Source organism: Gorillibacterium terrae (genome assembly GCF_051594785.1).
GTDB lineage: Bacteria > Bacillota > Bacilli > Paenibacillales > NBRC-103111 > Gorillibacterium.
In genome coordinates this window covers 1976678-2002721 of the sequence record NZ_JBPPGI010000001.1, presented here as the reverse complement: position 1 = coordinate 2002721, position 26044 = coordinate 1976678, and the positions used below count along the sequence as shown (strand labels likewise).

Genomic DNA, 26044 nt, shown 5'->3' with positions numbered 1-26044 from the left:
GAGGGAGGATGCGCTTGGAGACGACCGGCCGCCTACACGCCGTCGAGGATATCCCGCGGTATGAAGAGGATTTTTTCAATTGCTACATGGGGCACCTGCTCAGCTACCTCCGGGTCCGGGACGTCCCGGTGGAGCGGGTATTCTACAAGTGCCTGGAGCCGATCCAACGGATTTACCACAGCTTCGTCGCACATGGCCGCGACCGCTGGCATTATCCGTCGCCGTTCTTCGATCTTCATCTGCTCGGGGTTGAGACCGTAACCCGGCGGTTCCCGGCCTTTGCCGACGCCAAGCCGGAGATACTCCGCCTGCTCGGCGAGAAGAAGGCGGTATTTTTCTCCGGAGACGGCTATTATATTCCCCACCGGATCGAAACCTACCGCATCCGGCTGCAGCCGCATAACTTCCTCCTGACCGGCTATGAGGAGGGGGAGGCAGGCCCCCGCTGGTACGTACAGGACCACGCCCGTCCGGATTTTTTCGGCTGGTACGAGGAAAACGTGCTCCGCGACTGCTACGATCTGGCCGATTATCCCTTCGCGAAGTACATTGCCTCCTACGACATTGACAGCCGTTTGGCTCACCGGACGGACCTGCGCATCTTCGTCGATGAGGCCAGAGCGTATCTGGACATGTACCTGGACGATTTCACGGTCTATGAGCGGATCGCGGCCGAGGCGGCCGGACACCTGGCGGCCGGTCATCCCGAATGGTTGATTCCGCTGGAGCGCACGTTGTTCTTCCTGGCGTCTTCGCGCGAGCTGTTTGCCCGGTTCCTCCAATCGGTCGGGAGCGGCGAAGAACTGCTGCCGATGCTGGCGGAATCCCGTCGCCTCGCCTACGCGGCCAGAGGACAGCTCATGCGGCTGAGGGGGACGCGGCGGACGGCGACGGCCGCGTTTGAAGCCCTGTGCCGGGAACTGAGAGCGTCCGAAGAAGGGCTGCTGGTCGCCCTTCGCGACTGCTTCCTGAACGGGGTGGGCAATCTGGTCCGCGCCGAGAGCTCCGGGGCCGGGAGCGAAATCTCGAACGCATTCTAGGGCGGATGGAGGCGGGCCGACGGAAACGGGCATCGCTTGCGTCTGAATGCGCTGATGTCCGAATGGAGTCCGCCGTGTAGACACGGAGCAAACATGAATCGTACACGAAGCAAGCATGAAGCGAACGGGTATCGCCGCCTCCACCAAAACCCAAAAGCCGCTGTTCCGACCGGACTTCTCCGGAGCGGAACAGCGGCTATTTCTTTCGGAGCGCGAGTCCTCCGATTTAACGTACGGACTTTATCCCAAAAGCGGCACGATCCAGGGAGCCAGCATGAAGGTGGCGATGGCAGCCAGCACCATGGTCAGGCTGGAGACGGTCCCTTCGACATCGCCCAGCTCGAATGCCTTGGAGGTCCCGACGCCGTGGGAGCTCATGCCCATCAGAATGCCCTTGGAGACGCGGGATTCAATGGACAGCATGCGGATGACGGACGGGCCGACGATGAAGCCGAGCAGTCCGGTAATGATCACGAACACGGCGGTCAGCGTGGCGTTGGCGCCGATCATCGTCGATATTTCCATGGCGATCGGTGTGGTGACCGAGCGGGGAGCCAGGCTGCCGACCACCTGCGGGCTGAGGCGGAACAGCTCGCCGACCAGCATCGACGTGGAGATGCCGGCGAACGACCCGATCAGCACGCTGCCGAGGATCTCCCAGGCATGCTTTTTCAGCAGATCGAAATGCTTGTAGATCGGAATCGCAAAAGCGACGGTGGCGGGCTTCAGCAGGAAGGTCAGGATGTTGGCTCCCTTGTTGTAAGCCGTATATGAGATTCCGGTGACGGCCAGCAGCAGAAGCAGCACGATCGGCACGAGCAGAATCGGCGTGAACAGCACGCTCGGCTTGCGGCCGTAGAGACGGCGGACGGCCGCGTAGACGGCGACGGTAGACAGCAGACCGGCGATGGCGATGAGACTAGCCATGAAGCTTCTCCTCCTCGGCGGCGACCGGAATCGGCGCGGGAATCGGCTTGCGGGCAAAGCGGTTCAGCAGATGGCCGCTCCAGCCGGTGACGACCATGACGGCGAGGGTGCTGATGACGATGGTCAATAGCAGGAATACCCCGTCGCTCTTCATGAGCGCGCCATATTGGCTGATGCCGACCGCCGAAGGCACGAAGAACAGCACCAAGCGGGAATGCAGCCAATCGGCGCCGCCTTCGAACCAGTGGAGCTTGAGAATGCCGCTTTTCAGCAGCACGAACAGCAGAACCATTCCGAGAATGCTGCCGGAGATTTTCAGATGCGCGAGCTCGACGAGGTAATCGCCCAGGAGCGCGATGCCGGAGCAGAGCAGGACTTGCAGGATAATGGCCGTAATGCGTCGCACGCCTTCTTCACTTCCTGTTTTCATGATTGTTTTCATTTCAAGGCTGGATTCATTGTAACGCGATTATCGGTATTCGTAAAATTCATAGATTTCATATAAACTATTCCATATAGTCATACTAAAACAGACGAGGTTGAAGAAGGAGGCGGTGGCGGATGGATTTTCGTCAACTGAGCTATTTTAAGGAGGTTGCCGAGCAAGGCGGCTTCACCCGGGCTTCGCAGTCGCTTCACCTGTCCCAATCGACCCTCAGCAAGGTAGTCAAAAGCTTGGAGGAGGAGCTCGGCGTCGAGCTGTTCGACCGGTCGGCCCGGCGGATCGAGCTTACGGACGCAGGGGAAACGGTGCTGGCGGAGGCCCGCGTGATCCTGGCGTCGCTTGACCATCTTACGGATTCGTTGTACGGCTTGCAGCAGCTAAAAAAAGGAACCGTGCGCCTCGGGATGCCGCCGATCATCGGCACCTTGTATTTTCCCGGCATTATCGCCGATTTCCGCCGCCGGTACCCGGGAATCAACATCCGGCTGACGGAGGGAGGCTCGAAGCGGGTGGAGGAGGCCGTGCAGCGCGGCGACGTGGACTTGGGCCTCGTGGTGCTGCCGGTGGAAGAGGAGTTGTTCGACATCCAGCCGTTCCTGCGCGAAAGGCTCGCGGTCATCGCGGCGCAGGACAGTCCGCTGGCCGGGCGCAATTCCGTCGCCCTGCCGGAGCTGGTCGAGGAGCCGCTGATCGTCCTGCGCGAGGGCTTCGCCATCTACGGCAGCGTGCGGGAAGCCTACGAGCGGCTGGGGCATGAGCCGCACATCGTCTACGAGAGCGCGCAATGGGATTTTATCGGCGAGATGGTCGCAGAGGGGCTCGGCATCTCCTATCTGCCGGAATCGCTCTGCCGGAGGCTGGACCCGCAGCGCATCCGGACCATTCGGCTCGAACAGCCGGAGATTCCTTACCATGTGGCCGTGATCACCCGCAAGGGACGATACCTGAGCTTCGCCGCCCGGGAATTCCTGGCGCATCTGGGCCGGGAGCGCGAGTGAAGGCAGGTTACTTTTCCGACTGAACGAATTGTGAAAACAAAAGGATGCCCTGGGCACCCCGGGACATCCTTGGATAATAAGTATTTATTTCACCGCAGCTTGCTTGTCAAAAGCATACTTCTCAGCGACTTTATCGTAGAGCTGACTGTACTCTTGATCTTCTTCGTAGATATCCATGAGCTTAGCCGTCATGTCCTTGGCTTTGATACCGGGCTCCGGAATCACGAATTTGCCTTGGTGATTTCCGATGATTTCATAGGTGTTGGGCGGTTGAGTGGGCCCCTGATATAAGAACAGTAAGTATTTTTTGCCTTTTATCAGCGGCATATAAATTTTATTAGGCATTTCTTGATAAGAACCATAAAGATCCTTCCACTTGGCATAATATTCCACAATGGACAATGTATCATCCACCTTAATCGTATCATTTCCTTTATAAATTTTGGTTACTTTTACTTCAGAGAACGTTTTAGCCTCCAACGGGAATTTGTCCTTCTTATCCCATTGGACTACGGAAGACGTTTCTCGTTCATATTCAACCTCAACGATTGCGGTTGCCAGCCCTTCCAATTCATCTAAGGAATAGATGGAATAGTCGGCATCCGGTCGGATGACTTGAGGATTTAGCTGTCTATAAGTGAAAAATCCCGTGACGAGCAAGACTGCCGCTAGAATGAATAAACTTACCTTTCTCAGTATGTTCCCCCCCTCGAATGACTATTTTCCTTCCTTGACCTCCGATTCCGTGAGTAGCCCCACACTTCAGCTTTAATTCCAGGTTCCTATTCTATATAACATTCATCACCCACCTGAAGTTGGTGGATTTGGAGAATAGTCTGGTTGAAAATGGGTAAGGGAGAGGGAGAGACAGCCGGCAGATGGCCGGGAAATCATACGAGGAGTGGTTGACTATGACGAAAAGGATGAAAAAATCCGTATTCGGTGTAATGGCGCTCGGAATGACCGTGGCAGGGGCGGGGGGCGTCTATGCAGGGTCGAACCTCCAGAAGATTAACGCTTACCTGGACAACAGGATCGACGTCCAGGTGAACGGTACCCATTTTGTCGCCGAAGATGAAGCAGGGAACCCACTCGCTCCGATCACCTATAACAACCGGACCTATCTCCCGGTCCGCGCATTAAGCGATGCTCTGAACGTGCCGATCGTCTACAACACGGCGTCTCGTTGCGAAGCTGCAATAGCGATTCGAATCGAAGAAGGGCTTAAACCGGTCCCTTCGAGAAAGACAACGGTAAAACGAATGGGCGGCTGCAATTCGGAACTTACCGGAATGCGGTCGCTGCTTTTTCTCTAAAGTCAGCATCGATTAACGGCTATAGAGGATCAACATTCTGCGCGTTGACAGTCTTCATGAAAAGGGATACACTCTCGGTAGGTTAAACGTTTACGCGACTTTTTATTGCCGTTTGAGTAAACGTTTACGCACTTGCTGGAAAAATCGCGGATCACGGGAGAGGAAGAGACGAACATGGAACAGAAATGGTGGCAGAACGCGGTCGTGTATCAGGTTTATCCCCGCAGCTTTCAAGACAGCGACGGTGACGGCATCGGCGATCTTCGGGGGATTCTTCGCCGGTTGGATTATTTGCAGGAGCTGGGCATTACGGCCATCTGGCTCAGTCCCGTCTACAAGTCGCCCAACGACGACAATGGCTACGACATCAGTGACTACCGGGACATCATGACCGAGTTCGGCACGATGGCCGACATGGACGAATTGATCACCGAGGCAAAGGCGAGGGATATCCGCATCATCATGGACTTGGTGGTCAACCACACGTCGGATGAGCATCCCTGGTTCGTCGAGGCGCGCAAAGGCAAGGACAACCCCTACCGCGAGTATTACGTGTGGCGCGACCCGGTGAACGGCGACGTTCCCAATTCGCTGCGTTCGACGTTCAGCGGTCCGGCGTGGGAATATGACGAGGCGAGCGGCCAATATTACTTGCACTTGTTCAGCAAGCGACAGCCGGATTTGAACTGGGAGAACGAAGCGGTGCGCCGCGAGGTATGGGATCTGATGAACTATTGGCTGGAAAAAGGCGTCGGCGGCTTCCGGATGGACGTAATCGATCTGGTCGGCAAAATTCCCGATAAGGAAATCACCGGCAACGGTCCGAAGCTGCATGACTACCTCCAGGAAATGAATCGCGAGACCTTCGGAAAATACGACGTGCTTACGGTCGGCGAGACCTGGGGCGCCACGCCGGAGATCGCCAAGCTGTATTCGGACCCGAAGCGGGGCGAACTGTCCATGGTGTTCCAGTTTGAGCATATCCTGCTCGATCAGCAGGAAGGCAAGGATAAGTGGGACCTCAAGCCGCTGCCGATCGGCGAGCTGAAGCAGGTTCTGGCCAAGTGGCAGACGGCGCTCGGCAACGAAGGCTGGAACAGCCTGTTTTGGAACAACCACGATCTGCCGCGGATTGTTTCCCGTTGGGGCGATGATGGCATCTATCACCGGGAGAGCGCCAAGCTGTTTGCGATTCTGCTTCATCTAATGAAGGGGACGCCGTACATCTACCAGGGCGAAGAGATCGGGATGACCAATTCCCCGATCCGCGACATCTCCGAGGTGCAGGATATCGAGGCGCGCAACATGTATCGCGAGCGCTTGGAGCAGGGCTACTCGCAGGAGGAGCTCATTGGGGCGATCAACGCCAAGGGTCGCGACAACGCCCGCACTCCCATGCAGTGGGACGGGAGCGAGAATGCCGGCTTTACCGCAGGCACCCCCTGGCTGCCGGTTAATCCGAACTTCAAGAAGATCAACGCCGAAGCGAGCCTGGCGGACCCGGATTCGATCTTCCACTGCTACCGCAAGCTGATCCGCCTGCGCAAGGAGAATCCGCTCGTCGTCTGGGGAGACTTCGAGCTGATCGAGGAGGTTCCGGAGCAGGTGTTCCTTTACCTGCGGCATTATGAAGGGGAAACGTGGGCCGTGGCGGCCAATTTGGGCCAAGCGGCGGCGGCCGTGCAGGTTCCCCGGCTGGGCAAGAGCCGCGAGCTGCTGATCGCCAATTACGCGGATCGTGAGTTTGCCGATTTTGAAGAACTCAGCCTGCGTCCTTACGAAGCGTTCGCGGTGAAGCTCTGACCGGTTTTACTCTTGGAAAAGGCGGCACGGTCTTTCGAGCGGTGACATGACAAAAACGGATGAACCCGAGCTTGCGCGGGATTCATCCGTTTTTGTTCGATTTGACGGGAATGGCGGGAACAAGCGCCTTGGCCCGGGCCTGGTCCCTACAGGTGAAGAGGAGGCCGAACGGCATTCCGGAAATTGTGATCCGAAGCCTCTCACTCGCTCAGCGGCTTAACCGTGAGCCGTTCGGCGATCGAGTGGCCGAGCGTCTCGCTCGCTTCCGCATCGCCGGTCTGAATCATCCGCAGCAGCTTGTCGCAGGCGCGGCAGCCGAACTCATAGAGCGGCTGGCGGACGGTCGTCAGCGGCGGATAAACCATCGTGGCGAGCTGGGTGTCGTCATACCCCATGACCGACAGGTCGTCCGGGATGCGCAGCCCCTGCTTGCCGGCGGCGGCCATGACCGCGAGCGCCATTTCGTCGCTCGCCGCGAACACGGCCGTGAACTCCGGAGGGCGGCGCTCCGCAAGGACCGCCTCCATCGCGTCGTACCCGGAGCGGAACAGGAAATCCCCGCGGACGACATCCTCGGAGCGGAAGGGCAAGCCATGCTCTTGCAAGGCGTCCCGGTAGCCCTCGATTCGCGGCAAGCCGGCGATGCGGTCCTCCACGGAACCGCTCAGCATCAGGATGCGGCGGTGGCCCTTTTCGATCAGGTAGGAAACGGCGTCATAAGCGGCCCGGTAGTCGTCTACCCGGACGTGCGGCACCTCCGGGGTCGGAGACAGCGAAGAGACCAGGACCAGCGGAATGCGCATCCGCCGCGTCATGGCATGAATCTCATCCTTCAGCGGGTCGCTTGCCAGGATGAGGCCGTCTGCCTGCTTCTCGGCCAGCACCTGCAGGTACTCCAGGGTACGCCGGTCCTCGGAATGGGTATTGCAGACGACTACGCTGTAACCCTGCGCATGCGCCGTGTCCTCGATGCCGCGGAGAATCGCCGCGGAGAAGGCGCTGGAGACGGAGGGAACAAGCACGCCCAAGGTGCGGGTTCGCTTGTTGATCAGGCCGCGGGCGATGGCGTTCGGCTGGTAATCCAATTGCTCGATCGCGTCGTAGACCCGCCTCCGCGTTTCCTCGGAGTAGCCGGACAGGTTGTTCAATACGCGGGATACGGTGGCGATCGAGACCTTCGCCGCGCGCGCCACATCTTTAATGGTTGGATTCACGGAGAGCCATCCTTTGCTGGTAAACGTTTACTTCCGATGATAGGACCGGAAAGCAAGCTTGTCAAATCGGGTCTATCAAAAAAGAAAGATGGCGGCAGCACGCACAGTCGGATATACTGGGGAAAAGGGAAGCTATCGTTCGTTAGCCTTAATGAGGAGTTGAACGCTTTGGAAGAGAGCCGTCAAGGCGAAGCTTTACCGGCAGAGGGAACGAAGGAGCGCATCCTCCGGGAAGCGCTGAAGCTGTTTTCGACGGATGGCTATGAAGGGGTATCGATGCGCCGTATCGCCCGGGCGGTCGGGATTAAAGAGAGCTCGCTCTACAAGCATTTCGCCGGCAAGCAGGAGATCTTCGATACGCTGCTTGCCGAAATGAATCGGCGCTACCGCAGCCTGGAGGCCTCGATGGGGATGAAGGGCGAGGCCGTCCCGGATGCCGGCCTGTATGGCGGGATCGGTACCGATCAACTTGCCGAGCGAAGCGTCGAGCTGTTCCTCTATTACCTCCATGACGACTACGCCGCCAAATTCCGGCGGATGCTGACGATCGAGCAGTACCGCAGCAACGAGGCGGGAGAGGCCTTCCGCCGGGTTTTCCTGGATGCTCCGCTCCGGTATCAAGCCGAGCTGTTCTCGTTGCTGTCCGCTTCGGGCGGATTTGCGGCGGAGGATGCGGAAGCGGCGGCGCTGCATTTCTACGCGCCTCTGTTCCTGCTTCTCTGCCAGTACGACAATCAGCCCGAGCGGGAAGCCGAAGCGCTGGAACAAGTTCGCCGGCACGTGCGGCAATTTTACCGGCTGTACGCCGGAAGGGGACAGGGCCTATGAACATCGCCGTCGTGCATGGTCAGCAGCATCGCGGCAGCACCTACCAATGCACCCACATGGTCCTGGATCGCCTCGCCGAACGCAAAGGGGAGCTGCAGGTGTCCGAATTCTTCCTGCCGGGCGACGGTCCCGGTCCCTGCATCGGCTGCGGGCGCTGCTTCACCGAGGGAGAGGACCGCTGTCCGCATGCGGCCAAGGTCCAACCGATCGCCCGGGCGCTTGCGGAAGCGGATCTGATTATAATCGATTCGCCTTGCTACGTCTTCGGGATGACCGGTCAGCTCAAAACGCTGATGGATCATCTGGGATACCGCTGGATGTCCCATCGTCCCCACCCGGCCATGTTTCGCAAAACGGGGCTGGCGATCTCCACCGCAGCAGGCGCCGGGACCTCCAAGGTGACGAAGGCGCTGAAGACCAATCTGTTCTACTGGGGCGTCCCGCGCATCTATCGCTGGGGTGCGAATGTAGCGGCGGTCAATTGGGAGGGCGTGAAGCCGGGCAAGAAAGAAGAGCTGGAGCGCCATGCCGCACGGCTGGCCGACCGGATTGCCCGGCGCAAGCCGGGACGGCGTCCCTCGCTCAAGACTCGGCTTATGTTCGCCATCATGCGGCTCAATCAGAAACGAAATGATTGGAACCCCCGCGATCTCGGCCACTGGCGGGAACGGGGTTGGATGGAGAAGGGGCGGCCCTGGTGAAAACGCCGTTCCTTCGTGACAGGCGGTGCAGACACTATGACATTCTTTCGGTAGAGGGAAAGGGGTATAATGGCTGGGTGACCGTCAATAGGAAATTTGAAGGAACGGGAGTGTGTATGTGGTGAATATTCAGTATCTCGAAGAGCAAAAGCTCTTCCACCTGCAAGGAGAGACCAGCAGCTACCTGCTGCAGATCGTAAACGGCGTACTGGTCCATCAATACTGGGGGGCTAAGCTTCGCGAATCGGGCGGCTTTCAGGACCTTCCCAATGCGCCGCGGGATATGAACCTGGATCAGATCGCCCAGGAATACCCGCAGTACGGTAGCGGCGATTTCCGCCAGCCCGCTTACCAGGTCAAGCTGGAGGACGGCTCGCGCATCACCGAAATCCTCTATGAAAGCCATCGGATCGTTCCCGGCAAGCCGAAGTTGGAAGCGCTGCCCGCCGTCTACGCCGAGAGCGACGACGAGGCGATGACGCTGGAAATTACCGCCCGCGACGCGTATTCCGGTCTTGGCGTGACGCTGCTCTATACCGTCTTTGCCGGATCGGACGCAATCGCCCGCTCGGCGAAGCTGACCAACGGCGGGGCGCAGAAGCTGCACCTGCTGCGCGCGCTCAGCGCCAGCGTCGATCTGTCCGTGCCGGATTACGACATGATCTACCTGGCCGGCGCTTGGGCCCGGGAAGCCCATCTCCAGCGCCGCCCGATCGGCCCCGGCGGAACGCGCATCGAGAGCCGCCGCGGCATGAGCGGCCATCAGGTCAATCCGTTCCTGGCGCTGGCAAGCCCCGGCGCGGACGAAGACCACGGCCAGGTCTACGGCTTCAGCTTCGTCTACAGCGGCAACTTCCTGGCCGAGGCGGAAGTCGATCCCATGAAGAAGGTCCGCGTGCAAATCGGGCTGAACCCGTTCGATTTCGACTGGATTCTGGAGCCGGGCGACTCGTTCCAGACGCCGGAAGCGATTCTGGTCTACTCCGGCGAAGGCATCGGAGCCATGTCGCGCACCTACCACAAGCTGTACCGGACCCGGCTGTGCCGCGGCGAATACCGCGACCAGGTCCGTCCGATCCTCGTCAACAACTGGGAAGCGACCTACTTTGATTTTACCGCCGAGAAGATCGTGGAGATCGCCAAGACCGGCGCGGAGCTCGGAATCGAGCTGTTCGTGCTGGACGACGGCTGGTTCGGCAAGCGCAACGACGATACGACCTCGCTCGGCGACTGGTTCGAGAACCGGGAGAAGCTGCCGCTCGGCCTGGCCGATCTGGGCAAGCGGATCAACGACGAAGGGCTCAAATTCGGGCTCTGGTTCGAGCCGGAGATGGTGTCCCCGGACAGCGACCTGTACCGCGCGCATCCGGACTGGATTCTTCACGTGGAAGGACGCCGCCGCACGCTCGCCCGGACGCAGAGCGTGTTGGACATGTCCCGCCAGGAGGTGGTCGATTACCTGTACGGCGTACTGAGCGGAATCTTCAGCACGGTGCCGATCGGCTATGTCAAGTGGGACATGAACCGCAGCTTGACGGAGATCGGCTCCGCGGCCGCACCGGCCGAACGGCAGGGCGAGATCGCGCACCGCTACATGCTGGGCGTCTACCAGCTCATGGAGCGGATCACAGCGGCGTTCCCGCATATCCTGTTCGAGAGCTGCTCCAGCGGCGGCGGCCGGTTCGATCCGGGCATTCTCCATTACATGCCGCAGACATGGACCAGCGATGACACCGATGCGGTCGAACGGCTGAAGATTCAGTTCGGCACCAGCCTCGTCTATCCGGCCAGCGCCATGGGCGCGCATGTCTCGGCCGTACCGAACCACCAGGTCGGCCGTCTGACTCCGCTTAAGATGCGCGGCGATGTCGCCATGTCGGGCAACTTCGGCTACGAGCTGGATTTGACCAAGTTCACCGAGGACGAGAAGGAAGAGGTCAAGCGTCAGGTTCGGCAGTACAAAGAGATCCGCAGCATCATCCAGCAGGGCGACCTGTACCGCCTGAGAAGCCCATTCGAGGGCAAGGAGACCGCTTGGATGTTCGTGAGCCCGGACAAGACGGACGCCGTCGTCTCCTATTTCAAGGTGCTGGCCGAGCCGTTTGCACCGAAGCAGACGCTCAAGCTGAAGGGCCTTAATCCCGAGCTGGACTATGAGATTGAAGGCATCGGCGTCTTCGCCGGCGACCGGCTGATGAACATGGGATTCTCTTTTGACGCCTTGCATGGCGATTACGCCAGTGCGGTATTCCGCTTGAAAGCTGCTGACGTCCGCTGATTTGCGCCATTCAAGACCGCTTAAGCCTTGCGATTCGGGGCTTAAGCGGTCTTTTCTTGTTGGGCAATCCTTACATGTGTCAGGAAAGATGACGTTGAATATGACATTTTTGGTACAATGGTCGGATCGAGGCAATTCTGTAATAAAAATCATGAAAAAGCCGGAGACACTCCGATATACTCTTGGGAAAACGTCATGTTCCATGACGCAGGAGGCGGATAGAAATGAACATGCGCATGAAGGCGCTGAAGCGCCATGTGTTCTTTTGCAGCAGCGAGCATTGCAACAACCAGGAGACCGAGCCGGTAATGGAGGCGTTCAAGGAGCAATTGGCCGAACACGGCCTTCTGAAGGAAGTCAAAATCAACAAATGCAGCTGCCTCGGGCTATGCGGCAACGGGGCATTCATGCTGGTTTACCCCGAAGGGGTCTGGTATTACGACCTGACCCCCGAGGACGTGCCGCAGATTGTGGAGGAGCATTTCGTCGGCGGTGAATTCGTCTCGGAGAAGATGATGATGCGGCTCGGAGGCTGAAGCCGAAAGGGACAGGGAAGCGGCTAATGGCGAAAGACGTGCCGGGAGGCGCGTCTTTTTGGGTATGAGGACAATCGGTGAATCGGCCGCTGCCCGGTCTGTCATTGACAGGAACACTTGTTCTTATCTATACTGGAGAAGAACAGGAGGCACGGATATGGACGTCATTGACAAGCTGACCATCCTCACGGATTCCGCCAAATACGACGTTGCCTGCACCTCGAGCGGAGTGGATCGCAAGGGATCGGAGGGAACGGTCGGCAATGCCGTGGCCATGGGCATCTGCCACAGCTTCAGCTCGGACGGGCGCTGCATCTCGCTGCTCAAGGTGCTGATGACCAACGTCTGCATCTACGATTGCGCGTATTGCGTCAACCGCAAATCGAACGAGACGCGGCGGGCCGCCTTCACTCCCCGGGAGCTCGCGGATCTGACCATTCAGTTTTATCGGCGCAATTACATAGAAGGCTTGTTCCTCAGCTCCGGCATCATGCGGGACGCGGACTTCACGACGGAGCGGCTCATCCAGACGCTGGAGCTGCTGCGGACGGAATACCGATTCATGGGCTATATCCATGTGAAGGCGATTCCCGGAGCTTCGCCCGAGCTGCTAACCCGGCTCGGCCATCTCGCCGACCGGATGAGCGTGAACATCGAGCTTCCGTCCCAGGAGAGCCTTAAGCTGCTTGCCCCCGACAAAAGCAAAGCTTCGATTCTCGGGCCCATGGGGCATGTGAAGAACCGCATCGCCGAGAGCAGCCATGACCTCGTCAAATACCGCCATGCGCCCAAGTTCGTTCCGGGCGGACAGAGCACCCAGCTCATCGTCGGCGCGACGCCCGATACAGATTATCGGATTCTGAGCCTGACGGAAGGGCTGTACCGGCGCTACAAGCTGAAGCGGGTGTTCTATTCCGCTTATACGCCCGTGATGGAGCATTCCCTGCTTCCGGCTCTGGACTCGAAGCCGCCGCTCCTGCGCGAGCACCGGCTCTATCAGGCGGACTGGCTGCTCCGGTTCTACGGCTTCGAGGCGAAGGAGCTGCTCGACGAGCAGAACCCCAACTTCAATCCGCTGATCGACCCGAAATGCAATTGGGCGATTCATCATATGGAGGCTTTCCCGGTCGAAATCAACCGAGCGCCGTACGAAATGCTGCTGCGCGTTCCCGGCATCGGCGTCAAGAGCGCTCAGCGGATCGTCAAAGCCCGCCGCACCGGCTCCCTGGATTACGCCGGGCTGAAGAAGCTGGGCGTGGTGCTGAAGCGAGCGCAGTACTTCATCGTCTGCAAGGGCCGAACGCTGGAGGGGCTGCGGATCACGCCGGATTCGGCCCTCCGGGCGCTCGTCTCGGACAGCATGCGCAAGAAGCTCCCGCTGGAGGCCCAGCCGGAGCAGCTCAGCTTCTTTAACGAGCTGGACCCCGCCCATCCGGCGGGATCGGCCGTTACGAGGGAGGACGTGGTGCAATGCCTGACCGGACAGATGTAGCCTACCGCTACGACGGCAGCTTCGAAGGCTGGCTGACCTGCGTCTTTGAATGCTTCCGGCTTAAGGAACAGCCGCTCGACATTCGGCCTTTCGGTGCCGAGGAGCTGATTTTGTTCGATGAAAAGGATATTCCCGTCGACGAAGTCAAGGCGCGCCGGGTAGAGGAGGGAATCCGCCGCAAGCTGGGGGCCGAGGGCCTCGAGCTTGTTCGCAACGGCTTCCTGACCTGTCATCCGAGCAAAGAGCTGCTGCTGCTTCGCTTTGTGCGGATGGGCCTTGCCGAAGGGCCCCGAATCCTGGAGAAGCTGACGGACGATACGGTCCACGAGCTGAACAAAGCCGTCCAAGCCTTGACCCGGGAAGCTCATAGCTGGCTGGGGTTTCTTCGCTTCTCGGCGCGCGGCTCGGTGCTTGTCGCGGAGATTGAGCCCCAGAACGAAGTGCTGCCGCTGATCGCGGATCATTTCTGTGACCGGTTCGGAGGAGAGGCGTTTCTGATTCATGACCGCACCCACCGCAAGGCGCTTGCGCATCGGCCGGGCAAGCACGTCTTTCTGGACATCGAGGAGCTGTCTCTGCCGGAGGAGAGCGGGGAGGAGCTCATGTATCAGCAGTTGTGGCAGCGGTTCTATGAGACCATCGGGATCGAGGAGCGGGCCAATCCGCGGGCGAGAATGAACCATATGCCCAAGCGGTATTGGGGCCATCTGCCGGAGATGGCCGCCGAGCGGATAGCCGACTCCAAGCAGGCGTCTTTGCCTGCGAATCCCCCGCGGCTCGAGACGTAATGCCGCTCTTTTACCTGACTTATTATTCATGAGGTTAATAGATTAATGGTTGGAGTTCGTGAAAGTGGTCACAGCGCGTTTTTGCCAATTCCGGAGCGTTCGCGAAACGCTCTTTTTTTGTGGCCGATCCGCCAATTGTCCGACTTTTGGACGTTTTTTAACGAATCGGGGACGGTCGAACAAGCTGGTTTTCTTGGTTTTTATAGGTAGCTCCGAATCGCCGGAATGCAAAATTAAGTGATTGACATCACTATATATAGACGGTAAAGTTAGCTATGCCGACTACATATGGTGTTTCGAACAATCGTTCGCGGGTTATTTAGGATACGAGATGGACAACGGATTGGAGGCGGACGGAGTGCTGGTCGTCTATGATTCCAAGACAGGCAACGTGAAGCGCTTTGTGCGAAAGCTCGGGCTGCCCGCCCTGCAAATTCAAGATAACCTGAAGGTGGAGGAGCCCTTCGTGCTGGTTACGTACACGACCGGCTTCGGCCAAGTGCCGGAACGGGTGAGCGCCTTTCTTCAGGAAAACCATACCCGCCTCTGCGGTGTTGCGGCGAGCGGCAACCGCAACTGGGGAGACAAGTTCGCGCGCAGCGCGGATGTGATCGCGGAACGGTACGAAGTGCCGGTGATCGGCAAATTCGAACTGTCCGGCACGCTGGGAGATGCCGAACGGTTTAAGACGGAGGTGAGCCGGGTTGCGGCATATTGAACTGAACAACATGCTGATGAAGCTGGACCCGAACGGGTTCTATCAGTTGGACAAGGACCGCGAGGCGGTTCAGGTATTCATGGAGGAGGTCCGGGCGAAGAGCGTCCCGTTCTCCACGGTCGCCGAACGGATTCGCTATATGATCGAGCAGGACTATTACGAGAACTTCCTGGCTCTTTATTCGATGGAGGACATCGAGAAGGTGTTTGACGCGAGTTACGGCTATCGGTTCGAATTCCCCTCTTATATGGCCGCCTCCAAGTTCTATAAGGATTACGCGGTCAAATCCAACGACCGCTCGCTCTATCTGGAGGATTACGCGGATCGGGTAGCCGCGGTCGCTCTTCATCTTGGCCGGGGCAACGCGGACACGGCGCTCCTGCTGGCGCGCTCGATGATGGAGCAGCGGGTGCAGCCGGCCACGCCGACTTTCCTCAATGCCGGCAAGAGCCGCCGGGGAGAGCTCGTCTCCTGCTTCCTGCTGGAAACGGACGATACCCTGAATTCCATCAACTACGTGCTGAACACCTGCATGCAGCTCTCCAAGATCGGCGGCGGCGTGGCGGTGAATCTGTCCAAGCTGCGGGGCCGGGGCGAACCGATCAAGGGTGTGGAAGGCGCAGCCAAGGGCATCATGCCGGTGCTCAAGCTGATGGAGGACGCCTTCTCCTATGCCGACCAGATGGGGCAGCGCAAGGGCTCCGGTGCGGCCTACTACAACATCTTCGGCTGGGACCTCATGGAGTTCCTCGACAGCAAGAAGATCAACGCCGACGAGCGCACGCGGCTGAAGACCCTATCCATCGGCCTGATCGTGCCAAACCGGTTCTACGAGCTGGCCCGGGACAACCAGCCGCTGCACGTGTTCGCTCCTTATAGCGTCTACAAGGCATATGGGCAGCACCTGGACGATATGGACCTGGATGAGATGTACGACGTCCTCCTGGCCGACGACCGGGTGAAGAAGAAGGCGGTTATGGGCGCGCGCGATATGCTTACCAAGATCGCCACCGTTCAGCTGGAATCCGGCTACCCGTACATCATGAACCGCTCGAACGCGAACAAGGGGCATGCGCTCGGCGGCATTGGTCAGATCAAGATGTCCAACCTCTGCACGGAAATCTTCCAGCTCCAGGAGACCTCCGAGATCGCCGATTACGGCCAGGCCGATACCATCCGCCGCGACATCAGCTGCAATCTGGCTTCGCTGAACATCGTGAACGTGATGGAGTCCCGCAAGCTGCGCGACTCCGTCCACGAGGGCATGATCGGGCTGACCGCCGTCAGCGACATGACCACGGTGCAGAACGCTCCGGGCGTCGTGAAGGCCAACCGCGAGATGCATTCCGTCGGCCTCGGCGTCATGAACCTGCACGGCTATTACGCGAAGAACAAGATCGCCTACGACAGCCCGGAAGCGATCGAGTTCGCCCGCGCCTTCTTCATGGCGATGAACTATTATTCGCTGGAGAAGAGCAGCGAGATCGCCCGCGAGAAGGGCGAGCGCTTCGCCGACTTCGAACGGTCCGATTACGCCAGCGGCGCTTACTTCGACCGGTATTTGACGGTCGATTACCGACCGCAAAGCGAGCGGGTGCGCGCGCTGTTCGAGGGCATCGACCTGCCGGGTCCGGCCGAATGGGCGAAGCTGAAGGAGCAGGTGATGCGGGACGGGCTCTACCATGCCTACCGGATGGCGATCGCGCCGACGGCGAGCATCTCTTATATCCAGAATGCGACCTCCAGCGTCCTGCCGGTCGTCGAGCGGATCGAAACCCGTACCTACGCCAATTCGACCACTTATTACCCGATGCCATACCTGCGGCCGGATAACCTGTTCTACTACAAATCCGCTTACCAGATGGACCAGTTTAAGGTGCTTGATCTGATCGCGGAGATTCAGGCTCACGTGGATCAAGGCATCTCCACGGTGCTGCATGTGACGAGCGAGGTCACGACTCGCCAACTCGCCCGGTATTACCTGTACGCCGCCCGCAAGGGACTGAAATCTCTCTATTACACCCGGACGAAGAAGCTTTCGGTGGAGGAATGCCTGGCTTGCTCCGTCTAACGGCAAGACCCCAGGCCCGAACCGCCGGCCGCAAGCGATAGGAGGAACGAACGCCATGACTGCCAATGCCCTGAAGGCCGTGAACTGGAACCGGCCGGATGATGAGTTTACCAAGATGTTCTGGGATCAGAACATCATGCAATTCTGGACCGACGACGAAATCCCGCTGTCCGACGACAAGATGGTCTGGATGACCTTGGATGCCGACCAGAAAGACGCCTACATGAAGGTGCTGGGCGGCCTGACGCTGCTCGACACCATTCAAGGCGGAGTAGGCATGCCGCAGATCATGGAGCATGTCGACGGCTTGCAGCGCAAGGCCGTGCTGGCCTTCATGGGGATGATGGAGCAGATTCACGCCAAGTCCTACAGCAGTATTTTTACCACCCTGGCCGGAAGCGAGGAGATCGACGAAGTATTCCGCTGGGTCGAGGCTAACCCGTTCCTGCAAAAGAAAGCGGAGACCATCCGCCAGTATTACGTGGACATCCAGTCCCCGAAGCAGCTCTTCCTGGCGATGGCCGCTTCGGTTCTCCTGGAAAGCTACCTGTTCTACAGCGGCTTCTTCTATCCGCTTTACTTAGCCGGCCAAGGCAAAATGACCTGCAGCGGCGAAATCATCGACCTGATCCTGCGGGACGAGAGCATTCACGGCGTCTATGTGGGCGTGCTGGCCCAGGAAATCTACGCCGATCTTCCCGAAGACGAGCAGAAGGCCGTCTACGAAACGCTGATCGGCCTGCTCAAGTACCTGCATGCGAACGAGGAGCTGTACACCGAGCAGATTTACGGCCGGATCGGCTTGACGGAAGAAGTAAAGGTGTTCCTCCGCTACAACGCCAACAAGGCGATGATGAACCTCGGCTTTGACCCGCTGTTTCCCGAGGAAGAGGTCAACCCGATCGTCTTCAACGGCATCAGCACGCACACGAAGCAGCACGATTTCTTCTCGAAGAAGGGCAACGGCTACGTTCGCGCCTTGAACGTGGAGCCGCTCACCGACGAGGATTTCGAGTTCTGATCGAATCCGTCCATATCCTAAAAACAACGAGCGGCAGTTCCGGTATTCCGGAGCTGCCGCTCGTTGTTGTGTGCTTGAAACAAAATAGGGCGGAAACGTCAGGGCTTTTGCAGGCTGGGCTTCAGGCTATCCTTGTGTTCCCGCTTTTCCTGCCACATGGCCTCGATCTCGTCGAGCGACTTGCCCTTGGTCTCGGGAACGGCTCCCCAGGTGAAGACGAAGGCGAACAGGGACGCTCCGGCGAAGAGCCAGAACGTCGCCGCCGGACCGGCCGAGGCGAGCAGAGACGGAAACGACTGCGATACGGCGAAATTGGCCGCCCACAGCGCCATCGTGCAGACGGCGGTGGCGAGTCCCCGAATGCGGCTCGGGAAGATCTCGGCGAGGATGACCCAGACGACGGCACCGAGCGAGACCGCGAAGGCGGCGACGTAGATCAGGATCGCTGCCAATACAAGCGGTCCGGCGGTATTACCGCTGTGGAAGGCGTAGCCGATCACGGTCAGGCTCAGCGTCATGACGGCCGAGCCGATCAGGATCAGCCGCTTGCGTCCGGCTTTGTCGACCAGCCACAGCGACAGGATGGTAAAGATCAGGTTGGTCAGGCCGACGAAGACCGTCTGGGTGAGCGAGCCGCTCGTCCCGGCGCCGGTCTGACGGAAGATCTCGGGAGCGTAGTACATGATGGCATTGATCCCGGTAATCTGCTGAAAGACCGCCATCAGGACGCCGATCAATAGAATGGTCCGGTGCTTGTTGGCAAACAGCTCCTTGAAGGAGGCATGGCCCATGCCCGCTTCCTCCGCAAACGAGGCTTTGATATCCAGCACTTCCTGGCGGGCGAGTTCCTCGCCGTGAATTTTCAGCAGGATCGGCAAGGCCTTCTCCGGCTTGCCGTGCTTGATCAGCCAGCGCGGACTCTCCGGCACGAGAGAGAGCAGGGAGAGGAACAGAATGCCCGGCACGACGCCGCTGCCGAGCAGAACGCGCCAGCCGGTGGAAGTATTCCAGCTCGCCTCGCTCATCCCGGTAATGCCGAAGGAGAGCAGGGAGCCGAGCAGGATGCCCGAGACAACCGCGAGCTGGTTCAGCGCAACGAGCCGGCCGCGGTAGCGGGCCGGAGCGACCTCGGCGTTGTAGAGCGGCCCGAGGGCGGAGGTGAGGCCGAGTCCCAACCCTTCGATCATCCGCAAGGCGATGAACAAGGGGAGCGAGGAAGCGAGCGCCGAGAAGCCCATGCCTGCCGTGAATAGAACGCCGGCGCCGATCATCACTTTTTTGCGGCCGAGCCGGTCGCCCAAGGTTCCGGCGAAAGCGGCTCCCACGGTGCAGCCGATGATCAGGCAGGACACGGTCCAGCCGAGCATGCCGGTGCCCAGGTCAAAGCGCTGCTTCAGGAAGCCGTTTGCTCCGGACATGGCGGAGGTGTCGAACCCGGAGAGGAAGCCTCCGAGCGCAGCGACGGCACTAATGAGCAGGACGAATTTCAGATTCGGTCCCGATTGGGTGTTCTTGGTGGTGGACATCATCGTCGACTCCTTTCGGATGGCGCTTCCAAAGCGAGCCGCGCCGGTTCCTTCGATCGCTTTCATTGTAGCAAGCGGGACCGTCTCGTCGGGGAACCGTATCCAGCACGATTTTGACGATAACCCAGACTCTTATGCGCCTCGAAGAGGCTGGTTGCTCCTAAGCCGAACGCTAGCATTATTATGCCTGAAGCAAACGCAAAAAAGTCCAGTCCCCTTAAGGACTGAACGGTGGACCGGTCAAGACGTATTGTCCAGCCTGGCGGATTTCCTGCCCGAAACGGATCAGCGGTCCCGGTCCCGGTAGTCGCTCGGGGTGATGCCGGTCACCTTACGGAAAACGCGGCTGAAGTAATTGGGGTCTCGGTAGCCCACCCGGTAGCAGATTTCCTTCAAGCTGAGCGCGCCTTCTTCGATGAACGCCTTGGCCTTGCCGATTCTCAGCTTCGTCAGGTAGTCGATAAACGTCTCGCCGACCCGCTGCTTGAAGATCTTGCTGAAATAGAAAGCGTTGAGATGGACATGCTCCGCCACTTGATCGAGCGACAGGTCTTCGGTGAAGTGATCGTCGATGAACCGCTTGGCTTTGCCGATGACGCTGGCGGTTTCCTGTTCCCGTTCTTCGCGGATGGCCTGAAGAGCGTTCGCCACGTAGAGCGGGTTGGCTGCGGCTGCGGATGCGGCAGGCGGGGCCTGGGGCGGAGAATACGTCGAATCCGCTTCGGTCCGGAGCTCGCCGAAGAAGCGGGGCTCTCCTCCTTCCTCGGCGAAGGTGGAGGCGAAGACCGCTTCAAAATACGAGTGGTGCAAGCCTTCGGCCCGCGCCCTCAGCATTCCGATCCCTATGCGCAGCGGAAGCCGGAAGAGCTGCTCGGTCTGGCGTGCCAGCTTCGCAGCGAAGTCCCGAACCTCCGCCATCCAGGCTTCGGCCGTCGAACCGGGCGACTTGCGCAGGAACAAGACCATGTGCCGGTTGATCAGCGAGCTGCAAACGGCCGGGGCAAAGGTCTCCGCCAGGCTGTGGAAGGAGCGGAACAGCTTGCGTTCTTGTCCGGTATAGCCCGATTCGGGAAACGCCGCCACTATCGCGAGGCCGACGTCGAGCGGAAAGTCCAGCCATTCGGCAAACTGCCGGCCTTCCTCGTCCAGTTCGGGACCGGACATGAGCAAGAGGGAAAGCTCGTTCTCCGCCATCGGCATGAGCTGAGACACTCGGTCGCGCAGAGCCAGTTCTTCCGTCCGCCGGGTCTTTTCCCGGTTCAGTTCCTCCCGCAGCCGGTACAGCAAGCCGACGATCTGCTCCTGACTGGCCGGCTTGACGATATATTCCTTGGCTCCGAGCGAAACCGCCTCCTGGGCATAGGCAAAATAATCATAGGCGGTCACCAGCACGAATTTGGCGTCGGGCAGCCGGGAGCGGATTTCCCGCAGCGCAGCCAGGCCCTGAATGCCCGGCATATTCACGTCCATGAACACGATGTGCGGCCGCTTTTCTTCAGCGAGTTCAATGGCCCTCCGGCCGTTCTCGGCATGAAGCACCTCGAACTCGCCGGAAAACGAACGGCGGATGATCCATTCCAGCCCTTCGCGTTCGAGCGCTTCGTCATCGACGAGCAGGATCCGGTACATCGGCATCCTCCTTTCCGGTTATCGAGGGTGCGGGGATCGTCAATTGAATCCGGGTTCCCCGGCCCGGTGCGCTCTCGATCGCAACGAGATCGCGGCGGTTGTAGACCAGCGCGAGCCGCCGGAAGACGTTGCGCGTTCCCAAGCCGGTGGAGGGGCGGGACGGCAGCGGATCGGGCGATTCGGGATTGAGCAAGGCGAGCCTGGTTTCTTCGGCCATGCCTTTTCCATTGTCGCTCACAGTCAGGACAGCATTTCCCGCTTCATCCTGCCCGGCCGAGACGGAAATAACGGCGCCTTGTTCCAGGTCGGCTACACCGTGCGAGCAGGCGTTCTCGACGAGCGGCTGCATTATCAGCGAAGGCATCGCCCGGTCCAGTACGGCTTCGTCGAAGTCCAGCTCGAAGCGGATGCGGTCGCGGAATCGGGCCTTCTGGATGGCGATATAGTCCCGGACCTGCTTGATTTCGTCCCGAACCGTAACCGGCCGGTCGAGGGTTTGCAGGTTGTAGCGCAGCAGGTTGGACAGGGAGACGATCAGGCCGCTCGTCTGCTCCGCCTGTTCCAGGAGCGCCAGCTTCGACAAGACATTTAACGTGTTAAACAAAAAATGCGGTTGGATCTGGCTGCGCAGCGTTTGCAGCTCCAACGTTTGGACGAGCTGTTCTTTTTCATGCAGCTCCCGGCTCTGCTCGGTGGACCGGCGAAGCTCCAGCAGCATGCGGCGGATCGATTGATAGAGGCTGCCCAGCTCGTCGTTCGTCCGCCGCTCGGGCAGGGCGATATCCAGCTCGCCCTCCGACACGCGTTCGGCCGCCACCATCAGCTCGTTGACCGGCTCGGTGACGCTGCGGGAAAGGGTGAGCGCGAGGGAGACAGTGAGAAGGGTGCCGAGCGCGAACGAGGCGATGCCGAAGCCGAACAACCGGCGGCTCTCGCGGCGGACCTGCTCATAGATCGGCTGGAAATACCCCAGCTCAGCATCGGTCAGCCGCTGCGCTTCCGAGCGGATGAAGCCGGCTGTCTTTTCGGCTTCCAGGTAGGCGGTGAGGGCGGTCTCGTTGTCGCCGCTTCGGGCGAGCCGGTAAGCTCTCTGCTCCTGGTCGGCGAGCGTCTCGGTCAGGTTCAGAAACCCGATGAAGATCGGGGCTCCGGAAGCGACGGCGTTCGTCTCCGCCAGCTCGTCCCGCTTGGCTGTCAACGCGTCGGAGCCGAAATAGACGGGAACGGATGAGTTTGGCGGACTCAGGAGCAGCGCGTACAAGCCCTTCAAGCTGGCATCGGAGGCCGATACGGTCTCCTGATAGAGCAAGACTCGCTTCATGGTCAAGTCATAGCTGCTCTGGACCCGGCTTGCGCTCTGGAACAGAAAAAAAGCGACGGCGTTCATCAGAATAACGAGCAGCGGCAGAACGATGAGCAGACGGGTGCGGATCGTCATGGCGACGCCTCCGTCCGGGCCAAGCTTTCCGCGGTAAGTACCGTGACCGGAGTGAACCGGCTTTCGGACACCGCCGTGCCCCGCAAGAGCTCGTCGGCTATCCGGATCGCTTCGCGTCCAATCTGGTCCGGCTGTTGGACCAGCGACAATTCCAGCTTGCCGTCGGCGATGGCCTGCCGCGTTTCGGGCAAATCGTCGAACGCATACAGGCGGATATCCGTTCGCCTGGTCTGCTCCGCCGCATCGAGCGCTCCAAGCGCATCCAGCGAGCTGAGGCCGACGATGTCGGTCACCTCGGGATGCTCGCTCAGGAGCCGCCTCGTTTCGCCTGCGGCCTGGAGCCGCGAGATGTTGGAGATGCGGACGTCGGCTATCCGCATCTCCGCTTGCTGCGCCAGCACGGCGCGAAGGCCCTGGAGCCGCTGCTGCTGGCTGTCGCTCGCCGCCGTGCCGATCAGCACGCCGACGATGCCGCGGCCGCCCGAGCGCTCGGCGGCCAGGCGGCCCATGAGCCGGCCGGCCTCCAGGTTGTCGGTGCCGACGTAAGCGGCCCGGTCCGAGCCGGGCTCGTCCGCGTCCAAGGTCAGCACCGGAATGCCTGCCTCCGCCGCATGGGCGAGCAGCGTGCGGGAGCGCTCCAGGCCGGTGCCTTGAACCAGAATCGCATCCGCTTTGGAGGCGACGGCTTGCTCCAGAAGAGACAGCTGTTCGTCGGGATCGATGCGCAGCGGACCGGTGTAATCGAGCTGGATTTCCAGCTTCCCGCTTTCGTCCATCGCGCTGTTCCCGATCCGGCGCCAATAAGGGTTGTCCAGCTCCTGCGGGATCAGCACAACCCGCCGGACCGCCGTACCCTCCACAGCGGCTTCCGGCCGCAGCGGCTTCACCAGCCCGCCCAACCGGACCGAGGCCAGGGTGAACTGAATCAAGGAATAGGCAAACAGCGCAAACAGCGGCAGCGTAAGCCATAGCTTTTTTCGATTGGCCATGTCGCCCTCCTTTCAAGCCGTGTCGAATTTTCTTAGTATATCGAAAGAAGGGACATCCGAACAATCGCCTATCGGAAATGCTGGCAGATATTGCGTTTTGGGTGGGGGGTCACTATAATGGACGGAAAGTCATTTCATCTATAGGAGTGGGACGAGAGAAATGAAACCGATCACGGCGGCTGCTGCGAGACTGGGCTTGGACGAAGACGATTTGGAGCTGTACGGCAAGTACAAGGCGAAGGTGGCGCCCGAGGTATGGGACCGGGTCAAGGAGAAACGCGACGGCAAGCTGATCCTGGTTACGGCGATGAACCCGACGCCGGCGGGGGAAGGCAAGACCCTCACCACGATCGGGCTGACCCAAGCCCTGAACCACATCGGGTTGAACGCGGCGGCGGCGCTGCGGGAACCTTCTCTCGGTCCCTGCATGGGGATGAAGGGAGGAGCCACCGGCAGCGGAATGGCCGAAATCGTACCGGCCGAGGACATCAACCTGCACTTTACCGGAGACATGCACGCCATCACCGCGGCGAACAATCTCCTGGCCGCCATGATCGACAATCATATCCATTACGGCAACGCGCTTGGCCTGAATCCGAACAAGATCGTCTGGAAGCGGGCGGTCGACATGAATGACCGCGCCCTGAGGCAGATTGTCATCGGGCTCGGGGAGAGCAACGGACAGACCCGCGAGGACGGCTTCGTCATCACCGTCGCTTCGGAAATCATGGCGATTCTCTGCCTTAGCCTCGACCTCGTCGACCTGGAAGAGCGGCTCGGCCGGATGGTGATCGGCTACGCCTACGACGGCAGACCGGTCACCGCAGGCGAGCTGAATGCGGCCGGGGCGATGGCGCTGCTCCTCAAGGACGCAATCAAGCCGAATCTGGTCCAGACGATCGACGGCTGTCCGGCCTTCGTCCACGGCGGTCCCTTCGCCAACATTGCACACGGCTGCAGCTCGGTCGCGGCGACGCGGCTCGCGCTCAAGCTGGCCGACTATGTCGTGACGGAAGCCGGATTCGGAGCCGACCTCGGCGCGGAGAAGTTCTTCGATATCAAATGCCGGTCCGGCCGGTTCACCCCGGCGGCGGCGGTTATCGTCGCCACCGTCAAGGCGCTGAAGTACAACGGCGGCGTAGCCCGGGACGAGCTCCCGAACGAGAACCTCGAAGCGCTGCGCAAGGGCTTTCGCAACCTGGAGAAGCATATCGAGAACGTCCGCAAATTCGGCGTGCCGGTGCTGGTTGCGGTCAACCGGTTCCAAACCGACACCGAGGCGGAGCTGGCCGAGCTGAAGCTGCTCTGCGCAGAGGCCGGCGTACCCGCCGAGCTGTCCCAGGTGTGGGCGAAGGGCGGCGCGGGCGGAGAAGAGCTGGCCCGCAGCCTCGTCCGCCTGGTCGAGGAAGGCGGTCCGGGCTTCCGCTTCCTCTACGAGCGCGAGCTGCCGGTCAAGGAGAAGATCAACCGCATCGTCCGCGAGATCTACGGCGGAGCGGGAGCGGCCTTCACGCCGGCAGCCGAACGCTCGCTGAAGAAATTCGCGGAGATCGGCTACGGCGACCTGCCCGTCTGCATGGCGAAGACGCAGTACTCGCTGTCCGACAACCCCAAGCTGCTCGGTCGTCCCGAAGGGTTCACGGTGACCATCCGCGAGGTTCGGCTCTCCGCTGGAGCGGGCTTCATTGTCGCCTTGACCGGGGACATCATGACCATGCCCGGTCTGCCGCGGGTTGCGACCGCCGAGAAGCTGGGCGAAGAGTTCCACGAGCGCATCCGCCGGGATCTGCAGGCGGTGGAGGCTTAACGGCCGTTTCGCCTCATTGCCATCGATTTCAAAAAACCTCCGTTGCCGCATCATCCGTTAAGGATGACCGGTACGGAGGTTTTTTTGCCGTGCGGCGAGAAGCCGGCGTCTGGCGCAGCTTACGAGCGGGGTTCGTCCTGCTCCAGCTTTTCCCGCACGGAGGCCAGCTTCGATTCCATGGTCGAAGCCTTGTCCCGCCGCTCATCAATCCGGAAGGAGGTATTGACCCGGAGGGCACCATGGGCAAACGGCACCTCATGCATGCGGCGAACGACCGCGAACAGGTCGTCCAGACTGCCTTCCAGAATGGTGCTCATGGGGGTCAATTGAAATTTGACAGGCTCCGGAGCCTGCTCCAGGACCCGATGCACATCGGCCACATATCGGCTGACGCTCGGGTTTTCCGTTCCCACCGGAACGATGGTTACTTCCATAATCGGCATTCGCTTTTCCGCTTCCTTTCATGGCTTATCCCGTTT

At 60.0% G+C, this 26044-nt stretch carries 23 protein-coding genes; 14 read left to right on the top strand and 9 right to left on the bottom strand.

The annotated features are described in order from the left end of the window. Window positions 1-8: 8 nt before the first annotated feature. Complete coding sequence (locus ACSEXS_RS08875) at window positions 9-1040, top strand: hypothetical protein (protein ID WP_438432799.1); 1032 nt, start codon at window positions 9-11, stop codon at window positions 1038-1040. Between the two features lie 240 nt (window positions 1041-1280). Here ACSEXS_RS08875 and ACSEXS_RS08870 read toward each other — a convergent pair whose 3' ends face one another. Together ACSEXS_RS08870 and ACSEXS_RS08865 are read right to left on the bottom strand one after the other, a co-directional pair. Next, complete coding sequence (locus tag ACSEXS_RS08870; RefSeq protein WP_438432798.1) at window positions 1281-1967, bottom strand: LrgB family protein; 687 nt, start codon at window positions 1965-1967, stop codon at window positions 1281-1283. Then, window positions 1960-2373: a CidA/LrgA family protein gene (locus ACSEXS_RS08865; RefSeq protein WP_438432797.1), complete on the bottom strand. Its 414-nt coding sequence runs from the start codon at window positions 2371-2373 to the stop codon at window positions 1960-1962. Before ACSEXS_RS08865 ends, ACSEXS_RS08870 begins: the two co-directional genes overlap by 8 nt. A 155-nt stretch (window positions 2374-2528) precedes the next feature. Here ACSEXS_RS08865 and ACSEXS_RS08860 point away from each other — a divergent pair, with 155 nt between their 5' ends. Then, window positions 2529-3410: a LysR family transcriptional regulator gene (locus ACSEXS_RS08860; RefSeq protein ID WP_438432796.1), complete on the top strand. Its 882-nt coding sequence runs from the start codon at window positions 2529-2531 to the stop codon at window positions 3408-3410. A gap of 84 nt (window positions 3411-3494) precedes the next feature. Here ACSEXS_RS08860 and ACSEXS_RS08855 read toward each other — a convergent pair whose 3' ends face one another. Then, on the bottom strand, window positions 3495-4070 hold the full coding sequence (locus tag ACSEXS_RS08855) for a hypothetical protein (protein WP_438432795.1): 576 nt from the start codon (window positions 4068-4070) through the stop codon (window positions 3495-3497). A 251-nt stretch (window positions 4071-4321) separates the two neighbouring features. Here ACSEXS_RS08855 and ACSEXS_RS08850 point away from each other — a divergent pair, with 251 nt between their 5' ends. Together ACSEXS_RS08850 and ACSEXS_RS08845 are read left to right on the top strand one after the other, a co-directional pair. Next, window positions 4322-4726, top strand: coding sequence for a stalk domain-containing protein (locus ACSEXS_RS08850; protein WP_438432794.1), 405 nt, complete (start codon window positions 4322-4324; stop codon window positions 4724-4726). Window positions 4727-4900: 174 nt separating this feature from the next. Then, complete coding sequence (locus ACSEXS_RS08845) at window positions 4901-6529, top strand: alpha-glucosidase (protein ID WP_438432793.1); 1629 nt, start codon at window positions 4901-4903, stop codon at window positions 6527-6529. A gap of 200 nt (window positions 6530-6729) precedes the next feature. On the opposite strand, the gene ACSEXS_RS08840 is transcribed toward ACSEXS_RS08845, so the two are convergent. Continuing rightward, a complete protein-coding gene (locus ACSEXS_RS08840; RefSeq protein ID WP_438432792.1) occupies window positions 6730-7743 on the bottom strand; it encodes a LacI family DNA-binding transcriptional regulator in 1014 nt (337 codons plus the stop codon). A 168-nt stretch (window positions 7744-7911) separates the two neighbouring features. Between ACSEXS_RS08840 and ACSEXS_RS08835 the strand changes: the two genes are divergently transcribed. The 9 genes from ACSEXS_RS08835 (at window position 7912) to nrdF (ending at window position 18176) form a co-directional block, all read left to right on the top strand. Then, a complete protein-coding gene (locus ACSEXS_RS08835; RefSeq protein ID WP_438432791.1) occupies window positions 7912-8571 on the top strand; it encodes a TetR family transcriptional regulator in 660 nt (219 codons plus the stop codon). Beyond that, entirely contained in the window at window positions 8568-9272 is a 705-nt protein-coding gene (locus ACSEXS_RS08830) for a flavodoxin family protein (protein ID WP_438432790.1), read from the top strand. Before ACSEXS_RS08835 ends, ACSEXS_RS08830 begins: the two co-directional genes overlap by 4 nt. 121 nt (window positions 9273-9393) lie before the next feature. Then, complete coding sequence (locus tag ACSEXS_RS08825) at window positions 9394-11550, top strand: alpha-galactosidase (protein ID WP_438432789.1); 2157 nt, start codon at window positions 9394-9396, stop codon at window positions 11548-11550. A 224-nt stretch (window positions 11551-11774) separates the two neighbouring features. Further along, on the top strand, window positions 11775-12086 hold the full coding sequence (locus tag ACSEXS_RS08820; protein ID WP_438432788.1) for a (2Fe-2S) ferredoxin domain-containing protein: 312 nt from the start codon (window positions 11775-11777) through the stop codon (window positions 12084-12086). A 157-nt stretch (window positions 12087-12243) separates the two neighbouring features. After that, complete coding sequence (locus tag ACSEXS_RS08815) at window positions 12244-13578, top strand: putative DNA modification/repair radical SAM protein (protein WP_438432787.1); 1335 nt, start codon at window positions 12244-12246, stop codon at window positions 13576-13578. Beyond that, window positions 13557-14366 carry a TIGR03915 family putative DNA repair protein gene (locus ACSEXS_RS08810; RefSeq protein WP_438432786.1) on the top strand — a complete coding sequence of 270 codons (810 nt, stop codon included), beginning with the start codon at window positions 13557-13559 and terminating at the stop codon, window positions 14364-14366. Before ACSEXS_RS08815 ends, ACSEXS_RS08810 begins: the two co-directional genes overlap by 22 nt. Before the next feature lie 358 nt (window positions 14367-14724). Next, window positions 14725-15084, top strand: a complete 360-nt coding sequence (gene nrdI / locus ACSEXS_RS08805; protein WP_438433115.1) for a class Ib ribonucleoside-diphosphate reductase assembly flavoprotein NrdI — start codon at window positions 14725-14727, stop codon at window positions 15082-15084. Continuing rightward, window positions 15071-17155, top strand: coding sequence for a class 1b ribonucleoside-diphosphate reductase subunit alpha (gene nrdE / locus ACSEXS_RS08800; protein WP_438432785.1), 2085 nt, complete (start codon window positions 15071-15073; stop codon window positions 17153-17155). Before nrdI ends, nrdE begins: the two co-directional genes overlap by 14 nt. Before the next feature lie 55 nt (window positions 17156-17210). Beyond that, window positions 17211-18176 (top strand): class 1b ribonucleoside-diphosphate reductase subunit beta, encoded by a 966-nt coding sequence (gene nrdF / locus ACSEXS_RS08795; RefSeq protein ID WP_438432784.1) that lies wholly within the window; start codon window positions 17211-17213, stop codon window positions 18174-18176. Window positions 18177-18274: 98 nt separating this feature from the next. Here the strand turns inward: nrdF and ACSEXS_RS08790 are convergent, their stop codons facing one another. The 4 genes from ACSEXS_RS08790 to ACSEXS_RS08775 form a co-directional block, all read right to left on the bottom strand. Further along, the gene (locus ACSEXS_RS08790; protein ID WP_438432783.1) at window positions 18275-19702 is read right to left on the bottom strand and encodes a sugar porter family MFS transporter; all 1428 of its coding nucleotides are present in this window, start codon (window positions 19700-19702) and stop codon (window positions 18275-18277) included. A gap of 285 nt (window positions 19703-19987) precedes the next feature. Next, the gene (locus tag ACSEXS_RS08785; protein ID WP_438432782.1) at window positions 19988-21331 is read right to left on the bottom strand and encodes an AraC family transcriptional regulator; all 1344 of its coding nucleotides are present in this window, start codon (window positions 21329-21331) and stop codon (window positions 19988-19990) included. Further along, window positions 21306-22769: a sensor histidine kinase gene (locus ACSEXS_RS08780; protein ID WP_438432781.1), complete on the bottom strand. Its 1464-nt coding sequence runs from the start codon at window positions 22767-22769 to the stop codon at window positions 21306-21308. The genes ACSEXS_RS08785 and ACSEXS_RS08780 overlap by 26 nt, the downstream gene beginning before the upstream one ends. Next, the gene (locus ACSEXS_RS08775; protein ID WP_438432780.1) at window positions 22766-23758 is read right to left on the bottom strand and encodes a substrate-binding domain-containing protein; all 993 of its coding nucleotides are present in this window, start codon (window positions 23756-23758) and stop codon (window positions 22766-22768) included. The genes ACSEXS_RS08780 and ACSEXS_RS08775 overlap by 4 nt, the downstream gene beginning before the upstream one ends. 160 nt (window positions 23759-23918) lie before the next feature. Here ACSEXS_RS08775 and ACSEXS_RS08770 point away from each other — a divergent pair, with 160 nt between their 5' ends. Continuing rightward, complete coding sequence (locus tag ACSEXS_RS08770) at window positions 23919-25565, top strand: formate--tetrahydrofolate ligase (RefSeq protein ID WP_438432779.1); 1647 nt, start codon at window positions 23919-23921, stop codon at window positions 25563-25565. Between the two features lie 119 nt (window positions 25566-25684). Here the strand turns inward: ACSEXS_RS08770 and ACSEXS_RS08765 are convergent, their stop codons facing one another. Further along, window positions 25685-26008: an MTH1187 family thiamine-binding protein gene (locus ACSEXS_RS08765; RefSeq protein WP_438432778.1), complete on the bottom strand. Its 324-nt coding sequence runs from the start codon at window positions 26006-26008 to the stop codon at window positions 25685-25687. Window positions 26009-26044 lie beyond the last annotated feature (36 nt).

What these genes read in the sequence shown, in the direction of transcription:
- ACSEXS_RS08875 (WP_438432799.1), top strand. Translation starts at nt 9, where the DNA reads ATGCGCTTGGAGACGACCGGCCGCCTACACGCCGTCGAGGATATCCCG.
- ACSEXS_RS08870 (WP_438432798.1), bottom strand. Translation starts at nt 1,967, where the DNA reads ATGGCTAGTCTCATCGCCATCGCCGGTCTGCTGTCTACCGTCGCCGTC.
- ACSEXS_RS08860 (WP_438432796.1), top strand. Translation starts at nt 2,529, where the DNA reads ATGGATTTTCGTCAACTGAGCTATTTTAAGGAGGTTGCCGAGCAAGGC.
- ACSEXS_RS08850 (WP_438432794.1), top strand. Translation starts at nt 4,322, where the DNA reads ATGACGAAAAGGATGAAAAAATCCGTATTCGGTGTAATGGCGCTCGGA.
- ACSEXS_RS08845 (WP_438432793.1), top strand. Translation starts at nt 4,901, where the DNA reads ATGGAACAGAAATGGTGGCAGAACGCGGTCGTGTATCAGGTTTATCCC.
- ACSEXS_RS08830 (WP_438432790.1), top strand. Translation starts at nt 8,568, where the DNA reads ATGAACATCGCCGTCGTGCATGGTCAGCAGCATCGCGGCAGCACCTAC.
- ACSEXS_RS08820 (WP_438432788.1), top strand. Translation starts at nt 11,775, where the DNA reads ATGAACATGCGCATGAAGGCGCTGAAGCGCCATGTGTTCTTTTGCAGC.
- ACSEXS_RS08815 (WP_438432787.1), top strand. Translation starts at nt 12,244, where the DNA reads ATGGACGTCATTGACAAGCTGACCATCCTCACGGATTCCGCCAAATAC.
- ACSEXS_RS08810 (WP_438432786.1), top strand. Translation starts at nt 13,557, where the DNA reads ATGCCTGACCGGACAGATGTAGCCTACCGCTACGACGGCAGCTTCGAA.
- nrdF (WP_438432784.1), top strand. Translation starts at nt 17,211, where the DNA reads ATGACTGCCAATGCCCTGAAGGCCGTGAACTGGAACCGGCCGGATGAT.
- ACSEXS_RS08790 (WP_438432783.1), bottom strand. Translation starts at nt 19,702, where the DNA reads ATGTCCACCACCAAGAACACCCAATCGGGACCGAATCTGAAATTCGTC.
- ACSEXS_RS08785 (WP_438432782.1), bottom strand. Translation starts at nt 21,331, where the DNA reads ATGTACCGGATCCTGCTCGTCGATGACGAAGCGCTCGAACGCGAAGGG.
- ACSEXS_RS08780 (WP_438432781.1), bottom strand. Translation starts at nt 22,769, where the DNA reads ATGACGATCCGCACCCGTCTGCTCATCGTTCTGCCGCTGCTCGTTATT.
- ACSEXS_RS08775 (WP_438432780.1), bottom strand. Translation starts at nt 23,758, where the DNA reads ATGGCCAATCGAAAAAAGCTATGGCTTACGCTGCCGCTGTTTGCGCTG.
- ACSEXS_RS08770 (WP_438432779.1), top strand. Translation starts at nt 23,919, where the DNA reads ATGAAACCGATCACGGCGGCTGCTGCGAGACTGGGCTTGGACGAAGAC.
- ACSEXS_RS08765 (WP_438432778.1), bottom strand. Translation starts at nt 26,008, where the DNA reads ATGCCGATTATGGAAGTAACCATCGTTCCGGTGGGAACGGAAAACCCG.